At 62.2% G+C, this 15,749-nt stretch carries 19 protein-coding genes; 6 read left to right on the top strand and 13 right to left on the bottom strand.

What is annotated here, in order from left to right:
- Positions 1-11 precede the first annotated feature (11 nt).
- Complete coding sequence (locus ACWTU8_RS25985; protein ID WP_455850408.1) at positions 12-398, top strand: nuclear transport factor 2 family protein; 387 nt, start codon at positions 12-14, stop codon at positions 396-398.
- 10 nt (positions 399-408) lie between these two features.
- Here ACWTU8_RS25985 and ACWTU8_RS25990 read toward each other — a convergent pair whose 3' ends face one another.
- The 9 genes from ACWTU8_RS25990 to ACWTU8_RS26030 all read right to left on the bottom strand — a co-directional run bounded on the left by ACWTU8_RS25990 (position 409) and on the right by ACWTU8_RS26030 (position 5,916).
- Positions 409-1,020, bottom strand: coding sequence for a LysE family translocator (locus ACWTU8_RS25990; protein ID WP_455850409.1), 612 nt, complete (start codon positions 1,018-1,020; stop codon positions 409-411).
- A 266-nt stretch (positions 1,021-1,286) separates the two neighbouring features.
- Complete coding sequence (locus ACWTU8_RS25995) at positions 1,287-1,670, bottom strand: YkgJ family cysteine cluster protein (protein WP_455850410.1); 384 nt, start codon at positions 1,668-1,670, stop codon at positions 1,287-1,289.
- Between the two features lie 4 nt (positions 1,671-1,674).
- Positions 1,675-1,842, bottom strand: coding sequence for a hypothetical protein (locus ACWTU8_RS26000; RefSeq protein WP_455850411.1), 168 nt, complete (start codon positions 1,840-1,842; stop codon positions 1,675-1,677).
- A gap of 1 nt (position 1,843) precedes the next feature.
- Positions 1,844-2,251: a hypothetical protein gene (locus tag ACWTU8_RS26005; RefSeq protein WP_455841478.1), complete on the bottom strand. Its 408-nt coding sequence runs from the start codon at positions 2,249-2,251 to the stop codon at positions 1,844-1,846.
- Complete coding sequence (locus ACWTU8_RS26010; protein ID WP_455841501.1) at positions 2,251-2,478, bottom strand: hypothetical protein; 228 nt, start codon at positions 2,476-2,478, stop codon at positions 2,251-2,253. Before ACWTU8_RS26010 ends, ACWTU8_RS26005 begins: the two co-directional genes overlap by 1 nt.
- Before the next feature lie 345 nt (positions 2,479-2,823).
- Entirely contained in the window at positions 2,824-3,033 is a 210-nt protein-coding gene (locus tag ACWTU8_RS26015) for a cold-shock protein (RefSeq protein WP_455850412.1), read from the bottom strand.
- 401 nt (positions 3,034-3,434) lie between these two features.
- Positions 3,435-4,217, bottom strand: coding sequence for an SRPBCC domain-containing protein (locus tag ACWTU8_RS26020; protein ID WP_455850413.1), 783 nt, complete (start codon positions 4,215-4,217; stop codon positions 3,435-3,437).
- Positions 4,214-4,534 (bottom strand): ArsR/SmtB family transcription factor, encoded by a 321-nt coding sequence (locus tag ACWTU8_RS26025; protein ID WP_095519476.1) that lies wholly within the window; start codon positions 4,532-4,534, stop codon positions 4,214-4,216. Before ACWTU8_RS26025 ends, ACWTU8_RS26020 begins: the two co-directional genes overlap by 4 nt.
- A 251-nt stretch (positions 4,535-4,785) precedes the next feature.
- Complete coding sequence (locus ACWTU8_RS26030) at positions 4,786-5,916, bottom strand: metallophosphoesterase (protein ID WP_455850414.1); 1,131 nt, start codon at positions 5,914-5,916, stop codon at positions 4,786-4,788.
- A gap of 125 nt (positions 5,917-6,041) precedes the next feature.
- On the opposite strand from ACWTU8_RS26030, the gene ACWTU8_RS26035 reads away from it, so the two are divergent.
- Complete coding sequence (locus tag ACWTU8_RS26035) at positions 6,042-6,629, top strand: hypothetical protein (protein WP_287340219.1); 588 nt, start codon at positions 6,042-6,044, stop codon at positions 6,627-6,629.
- A 36-nt stretch (positions 6,630-6,665) separates the two neighbouring features.
- Here ACWTU8_RS26035 and ACWTU8_RS26040 read toward each other — a convergent pair whose 3' ends face one another.
- Complete coding sequence (locus ACWTU8_RS26040) at positions 6,666-7,352, bottom strand: TetR/AcrR family transcriptional regulator (RefSeq protein ID WP_455850415.1); 687 nt, start codon at positions 7,350-7,352, stop codon at positions 6,666-6,668.
- Between the two features lie 95 nt (positions 7,353-7,447).
- On the opposite strand from ACWTU8_RS26040, the gene ACWTU8_RS26045 reads away from it, so the two are divergent.
- The 4 genes from ACWTU8_RS26045 to ACWTU8_RS26060 all read left to right on the top strand — a co-directional run bounded on the left by ACWTU8_RS26045 (position 7,448) and on the right by ACWTU8_RS26060 (position 10,998).
- Positions 7,448-8,218, top strand: coding sequence for an NIPSNAP family protein (locus tag ACWTU8_RS26045; protein WP_455850416.1), 771 nt, complete (start codon positions 7,448-7,450; stop codon positions 8,216-8,218).
- Positions 8,219-8,488: 270 nt separating this feature from the next.
- Positions 8,489-9,886 (top strand): class II fumarate hydratase, encoded by a 1,398-nt coding sequence (fumC, locus tag ACWTU8_RS26050; protein WP_455850417.1) that lies wholly within the window; start codon positions 8,489-8,491, stop codon positions 9,884-9,886.
- 122 nt (positions 9,887-10,008) lie between these two features.
- Positions 10,009-10,431 (top strand): DoxX family protein, encoded by a 423-nt coding sequence (locus ACWTU8_RS26055; RefSeq protein ID WP_455850418.1) that lies wholly within the window; start codon positions 10,009-10,011, stop codon positions 10,429-10,431.
- A gap of 153 nt (positions 10,432-10,584) precedes the next feature.
- Complete coding sequence (locus ACWTU8_RS26060) at positions 10,585-10,998, top strand: DoxX family protein (protein ID WP_455850419.1); 414 nt, start codon at positions 10,585-10,587, stop codon at positions 10,996-10,998.
- A 50-nt stretch (positions 10,999-11,048) separates the two neighbouring features.
- Here ACWTU8_RS26060 and ACWTU8_RS26065 read toward each other — a convergent pair whose 3' ends face one another.
- The 3 genes from ACWTU8_RS26065 to ACWTU8_RS26075 are packed head-to-tail and all read right to left on the bottom strand — an operon-like array spanning position 11,049 to position 15,440.
- Positions 11,049-11,663 (bottom strand): hypothetical protein, encoded by a 615-nt coding sequence (locus ACWTU8_RS26065; protein WP_455850420.1) that lies wholly within the window; start codon positions 11,661-11,663, stop codon positions 11,049-11,051.
- Between the two features lie 37 nt (positions 11,664-11,700).
- The gene (gene ppx / locus ACWTU8_RS26070) at positions 11,701-13,239 is read right to left on the bottom strand and encodes an exopolyphosphatase (RefSeq protein WP_455850421.1); all 1,539 of its coding nucleotides are present in this window, start codon (positions 13,237-13,239) and stop codon (positions 11,701-11,703) included.
- The gene (locus tag ACWTU8_RS26075; RefSeq protein WP_455850422.1) at positions 13,239-15,440 is read right to left on the bottom strand and encodes an RNA degradosome polyphosphate kinase; all 2,202 of its coding nucleotides are present in this window, start codon (positions 15,438-15,440) and stop codon (positions 13,239-13,241) included. The genes ppx and ACWTU8_RS26075 overlap by 1 nt, the downstream gene beginning before the upstream one ends.
- Positions 15,441-15,749: the final 309 nt, after the last annotated feature.

Raw genomic sequence — 15,749 nt, forward strand, 5'->3', positions numbered from 1 at the left:
GAGGTACCGAGATGGAACAGAATGGCATCATGGTCGTCCATCCAGACGACCAACCCAGACGGACGGCCGAGATCATGCGGCGCTTCAACGACGTGTTCCAAAATCATGATCCGTCGCCACTCCCGGGCCTGGTGGCCGAGGACTGCGTCATCGAAAATACCGTGCCGGCGCCGGATGGCGCCCGCCATTCCGGCCGGGAGGCGTGCGTCGGCCTATGGTCGGCGATCGCCAGCGAACCCGGCACGCGCTTCGATATTGAAGAGACGTTCGTCGCCGGTGATCGGGCGACAATCCGCTGGCGTTACTGGCGTGCCGACGGCAACTCCATCCGTGGCGTCAATCTGATGCGCATAGCGGACGGGCAGATCGTCGAGGCGATGGGATACGTCAAGGGGTAGCCAACGGGTGCTACCGCTCGGTCAGCGGCAGTTTTGCGCCGAGCGCGACGAAGGCGCCGGCGAAGGTGCGGCGCATCCAGGTCAGCACTATCGGCCGCGACACGACATGGCTGCGGATCGAGGCGGCGAAGATGCCGTAGCCGACAAAGATGACGAAGGTCAAAAGCATGAAGACGGTGCTGAGCTCCAGCATCTTCGACAGGGCATGCGGTTCGGTGGTGCTGACGAACTGCGGCAGGAAGGCGAAGAAGAAGATCGACAGCTTCGGGTTGAGGATATTGATGAGGATGCCTGAGGTAATCACCTTGCCGGCCGAGCGCGGCGCGGCAGCGTGCCCGACGCTCAAGCTGCCGCTCTCTTTCAGCGTGTTCCACGCCATGTAGAGCAGGTAGGCGACGCCCAGATATTTCAGCATCTCGAAGGCGAGTGCGCTGGTGTGCAGCAGCGCCGCCAGACCGGTGATGGCGGCCGCCATATGCGGAATGATGCCGAGCGTGCAGCCGAAAGCAGCGATGATGCTGGCGCGCGCGCCACGCGAAAGCCCGGCGCTCAGGGTATAGAGAACGCCAGTGCCGGGCGAAGCCACGACAATCAGCGAGGTCAACAAGAATTCGATGCTCACGGATGATCCTCCTGTGCCCTGCCCGTCGGCAAGGTAGCCAGCAAGATCAGTGTGCACAAGCCGTGGCGATTGGCGGCTCCTCGCCCCCATCCTTATGGGGAGAGGTGTCTCGGCGAAGCCGAGACGGAGAGGGGGGAATAGCGCGAGCCTGCGCTCAAGCACCTTGTTCGAAGGGTCGCGTTTCCTGAAAGCCCCCTCCGACCGCTTCGGCCACCTCCCCCACTAGAGTGGTGGCGAGGAACTCAAGCTTCCAAAAAGGCAAGACCCTACAGCGTCGGCAGGCCATTGCTGCGACGCGCCATCAGGCAATCGTCGCCACCAGGCATGCAGGCGCGGCAGACGTCCGGTCGGACCTCGTAGATGCCGCAGGCGGTCGACTTGCCGACCTCGCCGGCAAGCGCCGAGCAACGCATGCCGTCACAGCGCATGCCCGATTCGTCGACGGCCACATAGTCTCGCGGGATCAGGTCGAGCTGCGCGTCGTCCTCGGTCGAGAAGCGGGGCCATTCGGATGAATAGGAACAGCAGGCGCCGCAGCTCTGGCAGTCGAAGAGAGGGGCGGCGCGCTCCTCCAGAGGCAAAAAATCTCCGGCGCTCGCCAAGGCAAGCAGCCCTGACGCAACCGGATTCAGATCGGCGTTTCGCGGCAAGGCGCTATTTCTTTTTCCTGGTCTTGCGCGCCGCCGCTTCCGCCGGCGACTTGAACAGATCGGTCGCGGCCTCGGCGGTAACGTCGGCTTTCGGCGCGGAGGCCGGCTTGGCCAGCTTTGCGGTGGCACCGGATGCCGCCGGCTGATCCTTGGCGGAAAATTTTATGGCCATATCAATCCTCGTCGGAGAAACGCGATGATGGCGCATTCGGGTTACGAAGGCGGCCGATCAGCGCCGAGACCGCCGTGATGTTCATTTCCTCGGGCGACCAGTTCCTGGTCTCCTCGATGTGCCGGGGCGCCAGCTCGCGATGCGTGCTGCCACTATAGGCGGCATCCTGATGGGTGACGCGCTCGTGGGTCTTGGCATTTTCGCGGACATACTCGATCAGATAGTTCGGGCATTCGGAGCGGCCACGCACGCCGAGCCTGACCTGGGCATCGCCATGGGCGCGCTTGCAGCGCTCCAGCTTCTCGAGCACGCGGCGGACATATTCGACCGGCTTGTCGAGCTCTCCCACGACATCGGCGATGGTCGAATCGGCGGCGATCGCCTTTTGCGGGACGCGCTTGGTGGCCATCAGCGTTTGCCCACGCGCTTCGGCGAGGCTGCGAGCGCGGCGGCCGCAGCCATCTCGTCGGCTTCCTTTTCCAGGCGCAGTTCGCGCAGCCGCGCGGTCTTGGCTTCCCGGGCCTCGCTGACAGCATCCTGTTCGGAAATGATGCGGTTGAGCGACATGGACTGGGTCTGGGCCTTGCTGAAGATGGATTCGGCCTGGTCGCGGGGTTTCTTTGAAGTGGCGGTCAAGGTCTTTCTCCCGGTTCGGAGCATGATGCCGCAAAGAGGCGAGACCGGTCTTTCGACCAGGACCACGCACAAAGCAATACGGCAGTCGGATTCAAATTGCTGAGCGTCCTTAACACGTTCAAGCGAAAGCGCGGTGCTCTTTTCCAATTTTTGATGCGCGAAATGCAAAAGGCCAGGCATTGCCTGACCTCCCGCTGAAGCGCCGCGCGTCCAGTTGAACCCGCTGACACTTTCTCATTTGCGCATGATCCTTTCTGGAAAGTGATGCTTCCCGGGTCATGCGCTGGAATTCGCCGTTCACCGGTACCAGTACATCCGTGGTCACCGGCGAAGCTGAATTCCGTTTTAGGCCGCCTTCAACTGATCGGCGGACATCTTGCCCGACTTGTTGTCGCGGACCATCTCGTAGCCGAGCTTCTGGCCCTCGACGATGTCGCGCATTCCGGCGCGTTCTACGGCCGAGACGTGGACAAATACGTCGGCCGAGCCGTCGTCAGGCTGAATAAAACCAAAACCCTTGGTGGCGTTGAACCATTTAACTGTGCCTGTGCTCATAACGAACCCTTTCCGTGGCAAATATTCGTTCGCCGTCATGCGAATGCGCAACAGCGTTTGTCTCGATTTTGATGGGGGAAGTTCGTCAAAAGCGCGCCTGGACACGCGGATAACAAAAGTCGGTCAAACAAATATCGACGAATTGCTTTTAAACTTCTTTTGCCACCGTGTCAATTTTTGCTTTTGCCGCCCGGTAATATCTCGCTGCCGCTGTCTGCGCGGAATCGACGGAGCCCGACTGCAAAATCACACCGACATGCGGGAACCGTTTTGGCTCTCGTGCATTTTGCATGTGTCGAAAGTTATTTTGAAAGAGCGATCTTGAGAAAGGCTGACGACAACAGGACGCCCCCCGCGCAGAAGCACGAGGGGCGTTCTTGCATGCGTCGGAGGAACTGCGCTCACGTCACCGCGGTGATCAACGGCAGGATCTCGTAGCGGAAGCCCAGCCCGGAGCGCACCGTCGGGTCAGCTTCGGTCAGTTCCCTGGCGCCCTGTTCGTCTTCGGCGCGCACGATGCCAAGGCCCCATGGCCCGGCTGGATCGGCGACCGGTCCGAACAAAAGCACCCTGCCCTCGGCGAGTTTGCGGTGCAGATAGTCCGAATGCTGCTTCATCAGCGCCTCTTCCGCAGCGGTCATCGTGAAGGCGAAATCGGACCGTGGCGGTATGAGCCTGCAGTGGAACACGGCCGGTGGCTTGCCGTGCCCCTCGCTGGTGAGGAAATCGCCCAGCCAACCGAGCACGTGCTCCCAGCCGGAGCCGTGGGCGCGGCACGACTCCTTGCGCGCGCCAAAACCTTGATGGCGCAGGGTCAGCCGGGTTCCTGCCTCGACCGCTTCGAGCATGTATACGACGGTAGTAACATTGTCGCCGTCCCACGGCGCCTTCCACGTCATCACCAGCCTGTGCGGCGGGTCGACCTCCAGATACTCACCCTGGACATGGAATTCCTCGCCGTCGGCGCCCTTGCCTTCCGAACGCCAAGCGCCGCCCGGCCGCACGTCTGCGATATGTCTGGTCGTTCGGTACTGTTCGTCCGAACCCCACCAGAGCGGGATCTGGTCTTCAGCGGTCAGCGCGTGAAACACGCGCTCCGGCGGCACTGCGATCGTCACAGTGGCAAGGATGGTGCCCGACGAAACGTCTGCGATCGCGCGCGGTCTGTCGTTGCTGGTCATCATTCGCTCTCCAGATAGGATTTCAGATTGCCGAGGCTCGCCTGCCAGAAATCGCGATAGGGCAAGATCCAGTCGGCCACGTCCTTGAGCTCGGCCGGCTCCAACCGGTAGAGCCGCTCGCGGCCGATCTTCTGCTCTGAGACGACGCGCAGCTCACGCAGGACCCGCAGATGCTTGGAGATCGCCGGCCGGCTCTGCGAAAAGGCCGAGGCCAGTTCGTTGACTGGCGCCGGCCCCAGGCGCAATCGGTCGAGGATGGCGCGTCGGGTCGGGTCGGCGATGGCCCGGAAAACGGAACGGTCATGGTCAGCCTGCGGCATAATACGTATCCATTTGGTTACCTATTATGCCGATCCTCTCCTCTTGTCAACTGCAGCTCGTGTTCAGCGTTCCTGTTCGGATGGCCTGATGACGATTTAGTTGACGCGCGCCGCTGATCGAGGCCTGCTTTCGCAGGATTGGTGATGTGCCAGCCGGGCCCGGTCGGCACAGAGCCGTCTCGAACGGCGTCTCCAGACCTGCCTTCGCCAGATCGCCCGGCGGGTCAAGAAAAAGGCGGCTCGGCCGCCGGCTAGAAACTAAGACGCTTGGAGAAAGCGTTGGTGAAAGCGACCTCGCCGTTGTCGCCGGTGGCTTCGCCAAGCACAACGTCCATGCTGTCGCTGGTCACTCGCGCCAGCGCGAAGCCGCCCATATAGGCGGCCTTCGGCTTGAACAGGTCGAGCCCGTCGCGGCGGTAGATCATTGGTGTCTCGTGCTGGTGGCCATGGAATATGCCGATGACGTTGTAGCCCTTCAGCGCCGCCAGCAGCGCCTGCCGATCCGCCTCGCTCCACCAATGCGGCGGACCGCTACCGGCATCGTCGAAGGTGCTTTTGGCGGCATTCCACCGTTCGGTCGAAAAAACATCCCAGCCATAGTGCTGGTACAGGATGACGGGGCGGCGATCCGCTGCATAGGTCGCCAGATCCTGCACCAGCCATGGTAGGCTGGATACCGCGCCGTGGCCGGCGTCGCCGGCAAAACGGTGCGTCTGGACGAGATGCAGGCCGCCCCAGTCCCATGAGTAGCAGTCGGTGTCGACATCGTAACTGGTGGCCGGCACCGGCGGCTTGAAGAACACGCCGGCACGATGGTTGACCTCGACATAATCGCGCATTTCGCGGCGGTACCAGTCGACGTGCTGCGGCGGGCCGTTCTGGTCGAGATCATGGTTGCCGAGCCCGACATAGACCGGCATATGTACGCGATCGGGACTGACGCCCTGCTGGTAACGCTGGCTGAACTGGAGCAGCTGCGTGCCTTCGCTGGGCTGGGTGACCTGGCCGCCGCCGTTGTCGGTCATGTCGCCGCCGACGACGAGGCCGAGCGGCGTGCCGATGCGGCTGCCGGCCGAGCGCAGTCCGGTGGCGATGCCGTTGATTTCGGCCGGCCAGTCCTTCTCGCCGATGGCGTTCAACGCGGCGACACTGCGCAGCAAGGCGGCGTCGGTCTTGCCTTCCTGCTGACAATTGGGACTCAGCCCGCTGGCCATGCGGCAGGCATGGACATCGGCGACGAACAGGAAGGTGGCGTCGACAGGCGGAATGCCCTGCCCGGTCCCTCCGAGCGCTGGTCGCACAAGGGCGCCGGCTGCAGCAAACGCTGCCGCCTGTGCCAGGAAGCTGCGCCGGGAGAGTGATCCTGCCGAGATGCGATTCATGACGCGAGATTCAGCACAGCCGGCGCCTCTTCGTCCAGTTGGCTCGAACGGTATGTCGACACGGTGCCGCAGGTCTGGCATTCCTTCAGTGTCAGGACTCAACTTGCCGGGCAGACGAGGACGCTATGAAGACTATATCTATCGGCACGGCACTCACCATCCTGGCGAGCGCCGCTCATGGTGCCGAGTGCATCGACGCCAAAGCCGCCAAGGCCGGCTTCATTCTCGAAAGGCCCGGCATCCACAGCGAGTTTCGACCGGCGGCGGCTGGAATGGTGTCGGTTGCCAACGAATACCAATCCCAATCGCCGCAGACGCAGTTTCTGTTCGGCGGCCTGATCGAGGTGTTTCGCGACAGCGAGACCGGCCAGCTTGCCATGATCCCGTTTTCCGATCTCAGAAAGCTGTTTCCGCTCAAGGCCGGAGCGAAGAGCAAGACGATATTCGTCCGTCTCGCAGCAAACAAACAACCGAAGGGCACCGAGACGCTCGAGATCAACGTCAAGGGCAAGGAGACCTTCAGCCTGGGCGACTGCAAATACAACGTGCTCGCCGTCCGGCAGACGATCAAGAACGAGGCCGGCAAGACACAGGATGAATTCACCGCGCTGTACGCGCCCGACCTGCAGGCCGTTCTGGCCAGGCGCTATGACGAGGGCACCAGCGGCGAAAGCGTGGTCGGCTACGAGGTGATCAAACCGCTGCCGAATTAAGTCCCGGTAGGGCAGAGGGCGACTGGCGCTCCGGCATCAAAAGGCTTTGTACTGCCGCAGCACCCTGCGACGTCGCTTCGCTCCTGCTCCGCCCTTGGATGACGAAACTGGGGAAGCTCCCTGCTCCAGCGCGTTCAGGCAATCGCGCAGCACACCAGAATCCTGCGTCGTCTTGGCCATCGACATGGCGCCGGAATAGGTCGCGACCGCAAGCGCGGCGAATCGCTGCGGATCGGTGTCCTGCTCCCTGCCCGCCTGCTGGTCGGCCCGAACCTTGTCGGCGATTGCCTGGCGCCATGCCGAAAAGATGCCGGCAAGGGCAGCGCGAAAATCCGCATCGGCCAGCGACAGTTCATGCGCCAGATTGTTGAGCGGGCAGCCGCGCACGAAACCCTGTTGCTCCAGTTCCGCCGCCACGGCCTCGAACACGCTGCGCACGCCCTCGCGCGCCGAGCCTGCCGCCTGCACCGGCGCGATCCATGTTTCTTCGACGGCCGCGGAGACCCGCTCCTCGATCACCGCCAGCGCCAGCGCCTTCTTGGTCGGGAAATGATGATGCAGCGCGCCGCCGGTGACGCCCGCCGCCGCCATCAGGTCGCCGAGGCTGGAAGCGTGGTAGCCGCGCGCCTGAAAGGAGGCTTCGGCGACATCGAGCACGCGCTTGCGCAGGCCGTCCGGGTCGTTGGTGCGTTTCCCGGGCCGCATCTTCAGGCGAGCGGTCATCTCTGCTGACATTCCCATACGATAGCAGATTGACAAAACAGGACAACCGATCTGTTTATAAAACAGGATGAACACCCTGTTTTGGAGATTGTGCGATGAGCCTGCCCCCGAATGCCCCGTCGAAATCCAGCCTCAACGCCTCGCCGGTCGTCGAGCTCAGGCAATACACACTGAAACCTGGCCGGCGCGACACGCTGATCGACATGTTCGACGGTCACCTGATCGAGGGTCAGGAAGCGGCGGGGATGACGATCATCGGTCAGTTCCGCGATCTCGACCGGCCTGACATGTTCGTCTGGCTGCGCGGCTTCGACGGTATGGAAGCGCGGAAAAATGCGCTGACCGCTTTCTACGAGGGACCCGTATGGGCGGCCTGGCGCGATGCCGCCAACGCCACGATGATTTCCTCCGACGACGTGCTGTTGCTGAAACCGGCATGGCCGGGCGCGGGTTTCCAGCTGACAGGCTCACAACGGACAGCCGTGCCGGCTTACGAAAAGCCAAGCGGAGACAATCGCTTGTCGGATAGTGTTGTCATCAAGATTCATCATCTGCGGCCCGGCGCCGAGGCCGACTTCGCCAGCCGCTTCGAAACCGACGCCATCCCCACGCTGGCGGAATTTGGCGCACGGCCACTTGCTGCGTTTGTCACCGAACATGCCGAAAACAGCTTTCCCCGCCTGCCGGTGCGATCAGGTGAAAACGTCTTCATCAGTGTCACCACCTTCGACAGCGCGGACGCCCACGATGGCGTTGAAGCTGCGTTTGCCGCTGCGCCGGCCTGGCAGGCATTGCTGTCGAGCCTGGCCAGACCAACGGAAACGCTGCGCCTATCTCCAACCTCACAGTCGCTGCTTGGTCGGTGAGAGAGGAGCCTCTTCCTTCTCCCCTGTGGGAGAAGGTGGCCGAGCGAAGCTCGGTCGGATGAGGGGTGTTCCAGCTTGGCACCGACGGCGCTCCGTCCAACACCTCTCATCCGGCTCGGCGCTACGCGCAGATCCACCTTCGCCCACAAGGGGAGAAGGAAGAGCCCCGCTCCTTCAACCGATTTGCACCGTCGCCGTCCGCAATCTCCGCTTGAAGCCATTTGTGCAACGCGATACGCCGGTGCCGAATTCGACAGACTGGAGACACAAGTGAGCGCGCCAGAGACCAGAACCGAAACCGACACGTTCGGTCCCATCGACGTCGCCGCCGACCGTTATTGGGGCGCGCAGGCGCAGCGTTCGCTGGGCAATTTCAAGATCGGCTGGGAAAAGCAGCCGGCGTCGATCGTTCGCGCGCTCGGCATCGTCAAGCGGGCGGCGGCCGAAACCAATATGGAGCTGAAGCGGCTCGACCCGGCCATCGGCAAGGCGATCGTCGAAGCCGCTCAGGAAGTCATCGACGGCAAGCTCGACGATCATTTCCCGCTGGTCGTCTGGCAGACCGGCTCGGGCACGCAATCCAACATGAACGCCAACGAGGTGATCTCTAATCGGGCGATCGAACTGCTGGGCGGCGTCATGGGCTCCAAGAAACCGGTGCACCCCAACGACCACGTCAATATGAGCCAGTCGTCGAACGATACCTATCCGACGGCCATGCACATCGCCTGCGCCGAGCGCATCGTGCACGACCTGTTGCCGGCGCTAAAGCATTTGCATGCGGCGCTCGAAGCCAAGACCAAAGCTTTCGCCCACATCATCAAGATCGGCCGCACGCATACGCAGGACGCGACGCCCCTCACCCTTGGCCAGGAATTCTCAGGCTATGCCGCGCAGGTCGCCTCGTCGATCAAACGCATCGAGATGACGCTGCCCGGCCTGCAGGAACTGGCGCAAGGCGGCACGGCCGTCGGCACCGGCCTCAACGCGCCGATCGGCTTTGCCGAGAAGGTGGCGGCGCGAATCGCTGACATCACCGGCATCGGCTTCGTCACCGCGCCAAACAAGTTCGAGGCCCTGGCCGCGCACGATTCCATGGTGTTTTCGCATGGCGCCATCAACGCCTGCGCAGGCGCCCTGTTCAAGATTGCCAACGACATTCGTCTGCTCGGCTCCGGCCCGCGCTCCGGCCTTGGTGAACTGTCGCTGCCGGAAAACGAGCCGGGTTCATCGATCATGCCGGGCAAGGTCAACCCCACCCAGTGCGAGGCGTTGACGCAGGTCTGCATCCAGGTGTTCGGCAACAATGCCGCACTGACCTTCGCCGGCAGCCAGGGCCATTTCGAGCTCAACGTCTATAACCCGCTGATGGCCTATAATTTCCTGCAATCGGTGCAGCTGCTCGCCGACGCCTCCATCTCCTTCACCGACAATTGCGTCGTGGGTATTGAGGCGCGGGAAGAGAACATCAAGGCCGCACTCGACCGCTCGCTAATGCTGGTGACGGCGCTGGCGCCGACCATCGGCTACGACAACGCCGCCAAAATCGCCAAGACCGCGCACAAGAAGGGTACAACCTTGCGCGAGGAAGCGCTGGCCACCGGGTTGGTCAGCGAGGCCGACTACGACCGCCTGGTGCGCCCGGAGGACATGACGCATCCGGGATGATTTTGAACTGATCGCAAAAACGTTACTGCTGTGAACAATCTGTAACCAAATCTGCATCTTTGGTGAACAGTCGCCCTGCTCTATGTGGATGGGCAACGCAACCCTTCCGGAGAGAGCCCATCATGTCTACGAATACATCCGTTGCCAGTTCCGGCACCGTTTCCAACGCCTCGGCGACCATCCTGCTTGGCCGCGTTCTGCTTTCAGTCATTTTCGTGCTTTCCGGTTTCGGCAAGCTCACTGCGATCGCCGGCACCGCCGGTTACTTCGGCAGCATGGGCCTGCCCATGCCGACCGTAACGGCGATTGTCGTCGGCCTGATCGAGCTGCTCGGCGGTCTCGCCATCCTCGTCGGCTTCCAGACCCGGATCACCGCCTGGGTGCTCGCGATCTTCACCGTTGCCACGGCGCTGGTCGCCCACACCGGCTGGGCCGATCAGATGCAGATGATCAGCTTCATGAAGAACCTGGCGATTGCCGGCGGCTTCCTCGTGCTGGCCTCCTCAGGCGCCGGCGCCTATTCGGTCGACGCCAGGCGCGGCTGACGCAGGCTAATAACTAGTGCAGCAAAGGGCGCGGAATTTTTCGCGCCCCTTTTTCGTTGTCTCTGTGCGTGCCGATTTGCCGATTTCAGCGACAGCCCTGCGAGGTTCGCTGAGCCGGCACGGGCCTGACCGGGCGCCGGCAAGGGGGTGACGATGTTCCGCAATGCGCTGCTTCTCGTCTCCCGGCTGCTGCTCGCTGCCCTGTTCGTCCCTTCCGGCTTCCACGCGCTTGCCGATATCGCCGGCACATCAGGCTATTTTGCCGGGCTCGGCCTGCCGCTGCCGACGCTGGCGGCTTGGGCAACGGGCCTGTTCGAGCTGATCGCCGGGTTGCTCATCCTCGTCGGCCTGCAGACGCCGATCGTGGCGCTGCTGCTTGCCGCCTTCTGCATCGCGGCCGGCTTCATCGGCCATTATGGCCAGGGCGGCGACGATCCGACGCTCGCCTTCATGCACCAGCAGATGCTGATGAAGGACATCGCCCTATCAGGTGGCTTTCTGGCGCTGGCGATGGCCGGTGCCGGCGCGTGGTCGGTCGATGGGCGGACTTTGGAAATTGGCGCTTGATAGGACCTGACAGGCACCTGTGGCCGTGGCTCTTTAGCGCCGCGAAAGGATCATTCAGTCCCAAAAACAAAATCAGCAAGACGGCTTATGTTCACGGGTTGCGAGGCAAGAGCGCCATATCCCATCCGTCCGACGCCGACATAGAGACAGAGTTGCTTCCTTTGGACTGCCATCGGCACCCACTCGGACCCAAAGTCGCTGCCGCTTCTGACGTAGTTCCGAAGGTTGCTGTCTATCGCGACATAGATGTAGCGGTCTGACTGAATTAGCGGCTCTTTCTTCAAATACGCCAACAAGTCGACTCGCCCTGAAATGGGCCTGATCGAGCCTCCGATAGTCTGCGCCCGATTGGCAAAGGCCCGATCAACACCGTTCGGACACGGTTCAAGCCTGGAGAATAGATTATCCCGCGAAATGGACTTCGAGAATTTGAATATTTCGGCACTTGGTTTGAATACAAAGTAATTTATTTTCTCGCCATTTTTGACCTTCGCAATAAGCCTGTGAAAATTAAACAATCTGCCGTCCTGTCCTCTTGGATAACTTTGATCTAGATCAAACGTGCCCTTGGCCTCGACGGTCAACGTAAAAATCGTCTGCGCGCTGGCTGCCGCAACGCTCAGCAGGAACAGGCAGCAAAAAGCCAGCCAACGTGTTTGCTTCATGATCTCTGCCCCACGCTTGGGTTGAGGACGCAGCCGCCTACTTCACTGAAATGCTCGGCCCGCCGCCCTCGACCGTCAGCACCAGCCGGCGGTTGGTGACCCTCGCCAGCTGTGCCAGCCGGCCGGCCGGTCGCTCGCCGTAAAGGTCGGCCAGCGACGCCGGCAGCACCAGCGCAAGCACGCCATTGCCGCGGCTCTCCCATTTCAACCGCGGCATGACGCCCGGCATCGCCGCCGTCAGCAGATAGACGACGCGCATCACGGCGGCCAGCACGCGGGCGCGCTCGATATAGCGTGGCGTCGCCAGTGCCTTGATTTCCGGCGCGATCGATTCGTTGAAGATGCCCTCATGACGGTAGGCGTTGGCCAGCGCCAGGAAGGCGCGGCCGGGATGGTCGACGCCGATGAAGGAGGCGTGGGCAATAATGTTGAGCGATTGCTTGCCGCGATATTCGGGATGTGCGCGCCAGCCGATGTCGGCAAGCAGACAGGCGGCCTGGCGGTAACGCGCCTCGTCGACCGTCTCCTCGATGCCGAAGGCGGCGAAGGTCTTGCCCGTCCACTCGACAAGCTCATGCGCGTGGGTGACCGAGCGCGAACGCAGCCGGGCGAGTTCCTCCGAGGCCGAGATCAGCGGATCTGCCTTCTGATCGGCTTTGTCGAGCAGCGAATAGAGGAAGCCCTCGCGCACGCCCAGCGCCGAGACGACGATCTTGGACGGCTGCATCGCCGCCATGATCTCCTGCAGCACGATGGCGCCATAGGGCAGCAGCGAGCGGCGGTTCTTTGAGACGCCCTCGATACCCCTTACCTTCTCGATCTCGCCCTTGGCGACCTGCTTGAGGAAGTTCGTAGCGCTGTCGATGCCGATCTCGTAATGGTGCATGACGCTCAGCGGATAGCTGGTCATTTCCATGTACAGCCGGGCGAGGTTTCGCCAGGTGCCGCCGACCGCATAGAACGGCCTGCCCTGCCCGCCTTTCAGCAGCTTTGCCCGTGCCAGTTCGTCGCGCGCTATCTTTGCCGCCTGGGCCAGTGAGTTCTTGGCCATGTCCTGCAGACGCAGGCCGCCCAGCGGCAGCGTGATGCCGTCGCCGATTGCCTCGCCATCGACATCGACCAGTTCGAGGCTGCCGCCGCCGAGGTCGCCGGCGATGCCGTTGGCCGGGTGGAAGCCGGAAATGACGCCAAGCGCGGAATAGTGGGCTTCCTGGCGCCCGCTCAGCACCTGGACCTCGGTCTTGAGTACATCTTCGGCGCGGTGGATGAAATCGGGACCGTTGACCGCCTCGCGGGCGGCGGCGGTCGCCAGCACATACATTTGCTCGGCGCCGACCTGCTCGGACAGCGCGCGGAAACGCCGAAACTCCTCCATCGAGCGGGTCACCGCCTCGGGATCGAGCTTTCCGGTCGAGACGATGCCGCGACCGAGGCCGGCCAGCATCTTTTCGTTGAACAGCGTGGTCGGCGAGCGCGCCAGCCCCTCATAGACGACAAGACGGATCGAGTTCGACCCGATGTCGATGATGGACAGCGGTCGGCGGTCCTGTAGCCGGCCCTGGGACGTTGAAATCATCAGCCGGTCGCTGCGGCGTTTTTCTTGCGGCGCTTGAACTGCGCGATGCGCTTGGGCGCATGCGATTTCAGCGCATCACCGCGTCCGGAAAGGCTCGGATTGGTCATGAAATATTCCTGCGCGTTGAACGGTTCCTCGCCCTCCTCAAGCGTGGCGCGCCGAGAGGTTCCGTCAGCCAATACGTCGAAACTTTGCTGGTTGTCCATGATGTTGCCCAGCATGATCTGGCCGAGGACTTGTTCATGCACCGTTGGATTGGTGATCGGCACCATGGTTTCGACGCGACGGTCGAGATTGCGCGGCATCAAATCGGCCGATGAGATGTAGACGACCGCCCCGTCCGACGGCAGTCCATGGCCGTTGCCGAAACAATAGATGCGGCTGTGTTCGAGGAAGCGGCCGACGATCGACTTGACCCTTATGTTTTCCGACAGGCCCGGCACCTGGGGCCTCAGACAGCAGATGCCGCGCACGACAAGATCGATCTCGACGCCGGCGCGACTGGCGTCATAAAGCGCGTCGATGATGATCGGATCCACCAGCGCATTCATCTTCATCCAGATGCGGGCCGGCCGGCCTTCCAGCGCATGGGTAATCTCGTCTGAAATATGCTTGAGAATCCGGCTTCTCAGCGTGAAGGGCGAGATAGCCAGCCGCATCTCATCGGTCGGCTCGGCGTAGCCGGTGATGAAATTGAACAGCTGGGCGACATCGCGGGCGATCGTCGAATCGGTGGTGAAGAACGACAGGTCGGTGTAGATGCGCGCGGTGACCGGATGGTAGTTGCCGGTGCCGAGATGCACGTAATTGCGCAGCTTGCCGTCCTCACGCCGCACCACCAGCGACATTTTCGCGTGTGTCTTCAGTTCGAGGAAGCCGAACACGACCTGAACGCCGGCGCGCTCGAGGTCACGCGCCCAGCGGATGTTGGCTTCCTCGTCGAAACGCGCCTTGAGCTCGACCAGCGCGGTCACCGACTTGCCGGCCTCCGCAGCGTCGACCAAAGCGCGCACGATCGGGCTGTCGTTCGAAGTGCGATAGAGCGTTTGCTTGATCGCCACCACTTCCGGGTCGGCCATCGCCTGGCGCAGGAACTGCACCACCACGTCGAAGGATTCGTAGGGGTGATGAACGATGATGTCCTTCTCGCGGATGGCGGCGAAACAGTCGCCGCCGTGCTCGCGGATGCGCTCGGGAAAGCGCGGATTATAGGGCGTGAACTTGAGGTCGTCGCGGGCGATGGCGACGATCTCGGAAATCTGGCTGAGCGCCAGCGGACCGGTGAGCACACTGATGCGGCTCGACGAGACGCCAAGCTCTCCGGCGACGAACTCGCGCAGTTCGGCCGGCATCAGCTTATCGAATTCGATGCGGATGACCGAGCCGCGGCGGCGGCGCTTGAGCGCCGTCTCGAACAGGCGCACGAGATCCTCGGACTCCTCCTCGACCTCGATATCGCTGTCGCGGATGATGCGGAACGTGCCGGAGCCCTTGACTTCGTAGCCGGGGAACAGCTTGCCGATATAGAGGCCGACCGCCTCTTCCAGCGGAATGAAGCGGACATGATGCTTGCGGTCGGGCAAGCGAATGAAGCGTTTCAGCGCCACCGGCAGACGCAACAGCGCGCTCATCTCCTCGCCATTCCTGCGATGGCGCAATTGCAGGGCCATCGAGAAGCCGAGATTGGGAATGAACGGGAATGGATGCGCCGGGTCGATCGACAGTGGTGTGAGCACCGGAAAGACCTGCTCCTGGAAATGATCCTCGAGCCAGGCCTTCTCGTCCTTGGTCAGCCCATCGCGGCTGATGCTCTCGATGCCTTCCTTGTCGAGCAGCCGCATCAGCGCGGAAAGGCTATTCTGCTGATCTTCCTGCAGACGCTCGACTTCGCGCAGCAATTGTTCGAGCTGTTGTTCGGGGGTGCGGCCGTCCGGGCTCTTCAGCGTGATGCCTTCGCGAACCTGGCCGGCGAGACCGGCGACGCGGACCATGAAGAACTCGTCGAGATTGGCGGCCGAAATCGATAGGAAGCGGACACGCTCGAGCAACGGATGGTTGGCGTTTAGTGATTCCTCGAGGACGCGGCGGTTGAATTGCAGCCAGGAAAACTCGCGGTTGACGAAGCGGTCCGGGTTGCCGCCCTCGGGGCTCGCCACCTCGACAGTGGTGAATTCGCTCTGCACCGGCTTTAGTTCGTTCATGGTTCCTGCTCGTTTCGCACCCGCTGGCCACAGCGTCGCGCGTCTTTGCGGACGCGCAAAGGACGCTCTACCACTCTTAAGCTAGGCATGATCCCCAGCGAACCGAATTCGGTTTTCGGGGCCATGCCTTAACCGGCTTAGCTTATCCTGTGACAGGCTTTTACGACAGTTTGATTTCATCGATCTTGCAAAGAGACAGCTTATGATCCAGATGCAATCCAGGCTACAGCGCGGCGCGCCCTTGGACGCGCAAAGGAAGCGGTGGAATTTTGATTTGCGCATGATCCGGGGTCATGCGGCAGATGTAGG

The organism is Mesorhizobium sp. BHbdii, assembly GCF_053848045.1.

Bases quoted from the DNA above. Each gene is read 5' to 3' on its own strand.
- ACWTU8_RS25985 (WP_455850408.1), top strand. From the start codon at position 12: ATGGAACAGAATGGCATCATGGTCGTCCATCCAGACGACCAACCCAGA.
- ACWTU8_RS26000 (WP_455850411.1), bottom strand. From the start codon at position 1,842: ATGGCCATAAAATTTTCCGCCAAGGATCAGCCGGCGGCATCCGGTGCC.
- ACWTU8_RS26005 (WP_455841478.1), bottom strand. From the start codon at position 2,251: ATGGCCACCAAGCGCGTCCCGCAAAAGGCGATCGCCGCCGATTCGACC.
- ACWTU8_RS26015 (WP_455850412.1), bottom strand. From the start codon at position 3,033: ATGAGCACAGGCACAGTTAAATGGTTCAACGCCACCAAGGGTTTTGGT.
- ACWTU8_RS26020 (WP_455850413.1), bottom strand. From the start codon at position 4,217: ATGATGACCAGCAACGACAGACCGCGCGCGATCGCAGACGTTTCGTCG.
- ACWTU8_RS26025 (WP_095519476.1), bottom strand. From the start codon at position 4,534: ATGCCGCAGGCTGACCATGACCGTTCCGTTTTCCGGGCCATCGCCGAC.
- ACWTU8_RS26030 (WP_455850414.1), bottom strand. From the start codon at position 5,916: ATGAATCGCATCTCGGCAGGATCACTCTCCCGGCGCAGCTTCCTGGCA.
- ACWTU8_RS26035 (WP_287340219.1), top strand. From the start codon at position 6,042: ATGAAGACTATATCTATCGGCACGGCACTCACCATCCTGGCGAGCGCC.
- ACWTU8_RS26040 (WP_455850415.1), bottom strand. From the start codon at position 7,352: ATGACCGCTCGCCTGAAGATGCGGCCCGGGAAACGCACCAACGACCCG.
- ACWTU8_RS26045 (WP_455850416.1), top strand. From the start codon at position 7,448: ATGAGCCTGCCCCCGAATGCCCCGTCGAAATCCAGCCTCAACGCCTCG.
- ACWTU8_RS26055 (WP_455850418.1), top strand. From the start codon at position 10,009: ATGTCTACGAATACATCCGTTGCCAGTTCCGGCACCGTTTCCAACGCC.
- ACWTU8_RS26060 (WP_455850419.1), top strand. From the start codon at position 10,585: ATGTTCCGCAATGCGCTGCTTCTCGTCTCCCGGCTGCTGCTCGCTGCC.
- ACWTU8_RS26065 (WP_455850420.1), bottom strand. From the start codon at position 11,663: ATGAAGCAAACACGTTGGCTGGCTTTTTGCTGCCTGTTCCTGCTGAGC.
- ppx (WP_455850421.1), bottom strand. From the start codon at position 13,239: ATGATTTCAACGTCCCAGGGCCGGCTACAGGACCGCCGACCGCTGTCC.
- ACWTU8_RS26075 (WP_455850422.1), bottom strand. From the start codon at position 15,440: ATGAACGAACTAAAGCCGGTGCAGAGCGAATTCACCACTGTCGAGGTG.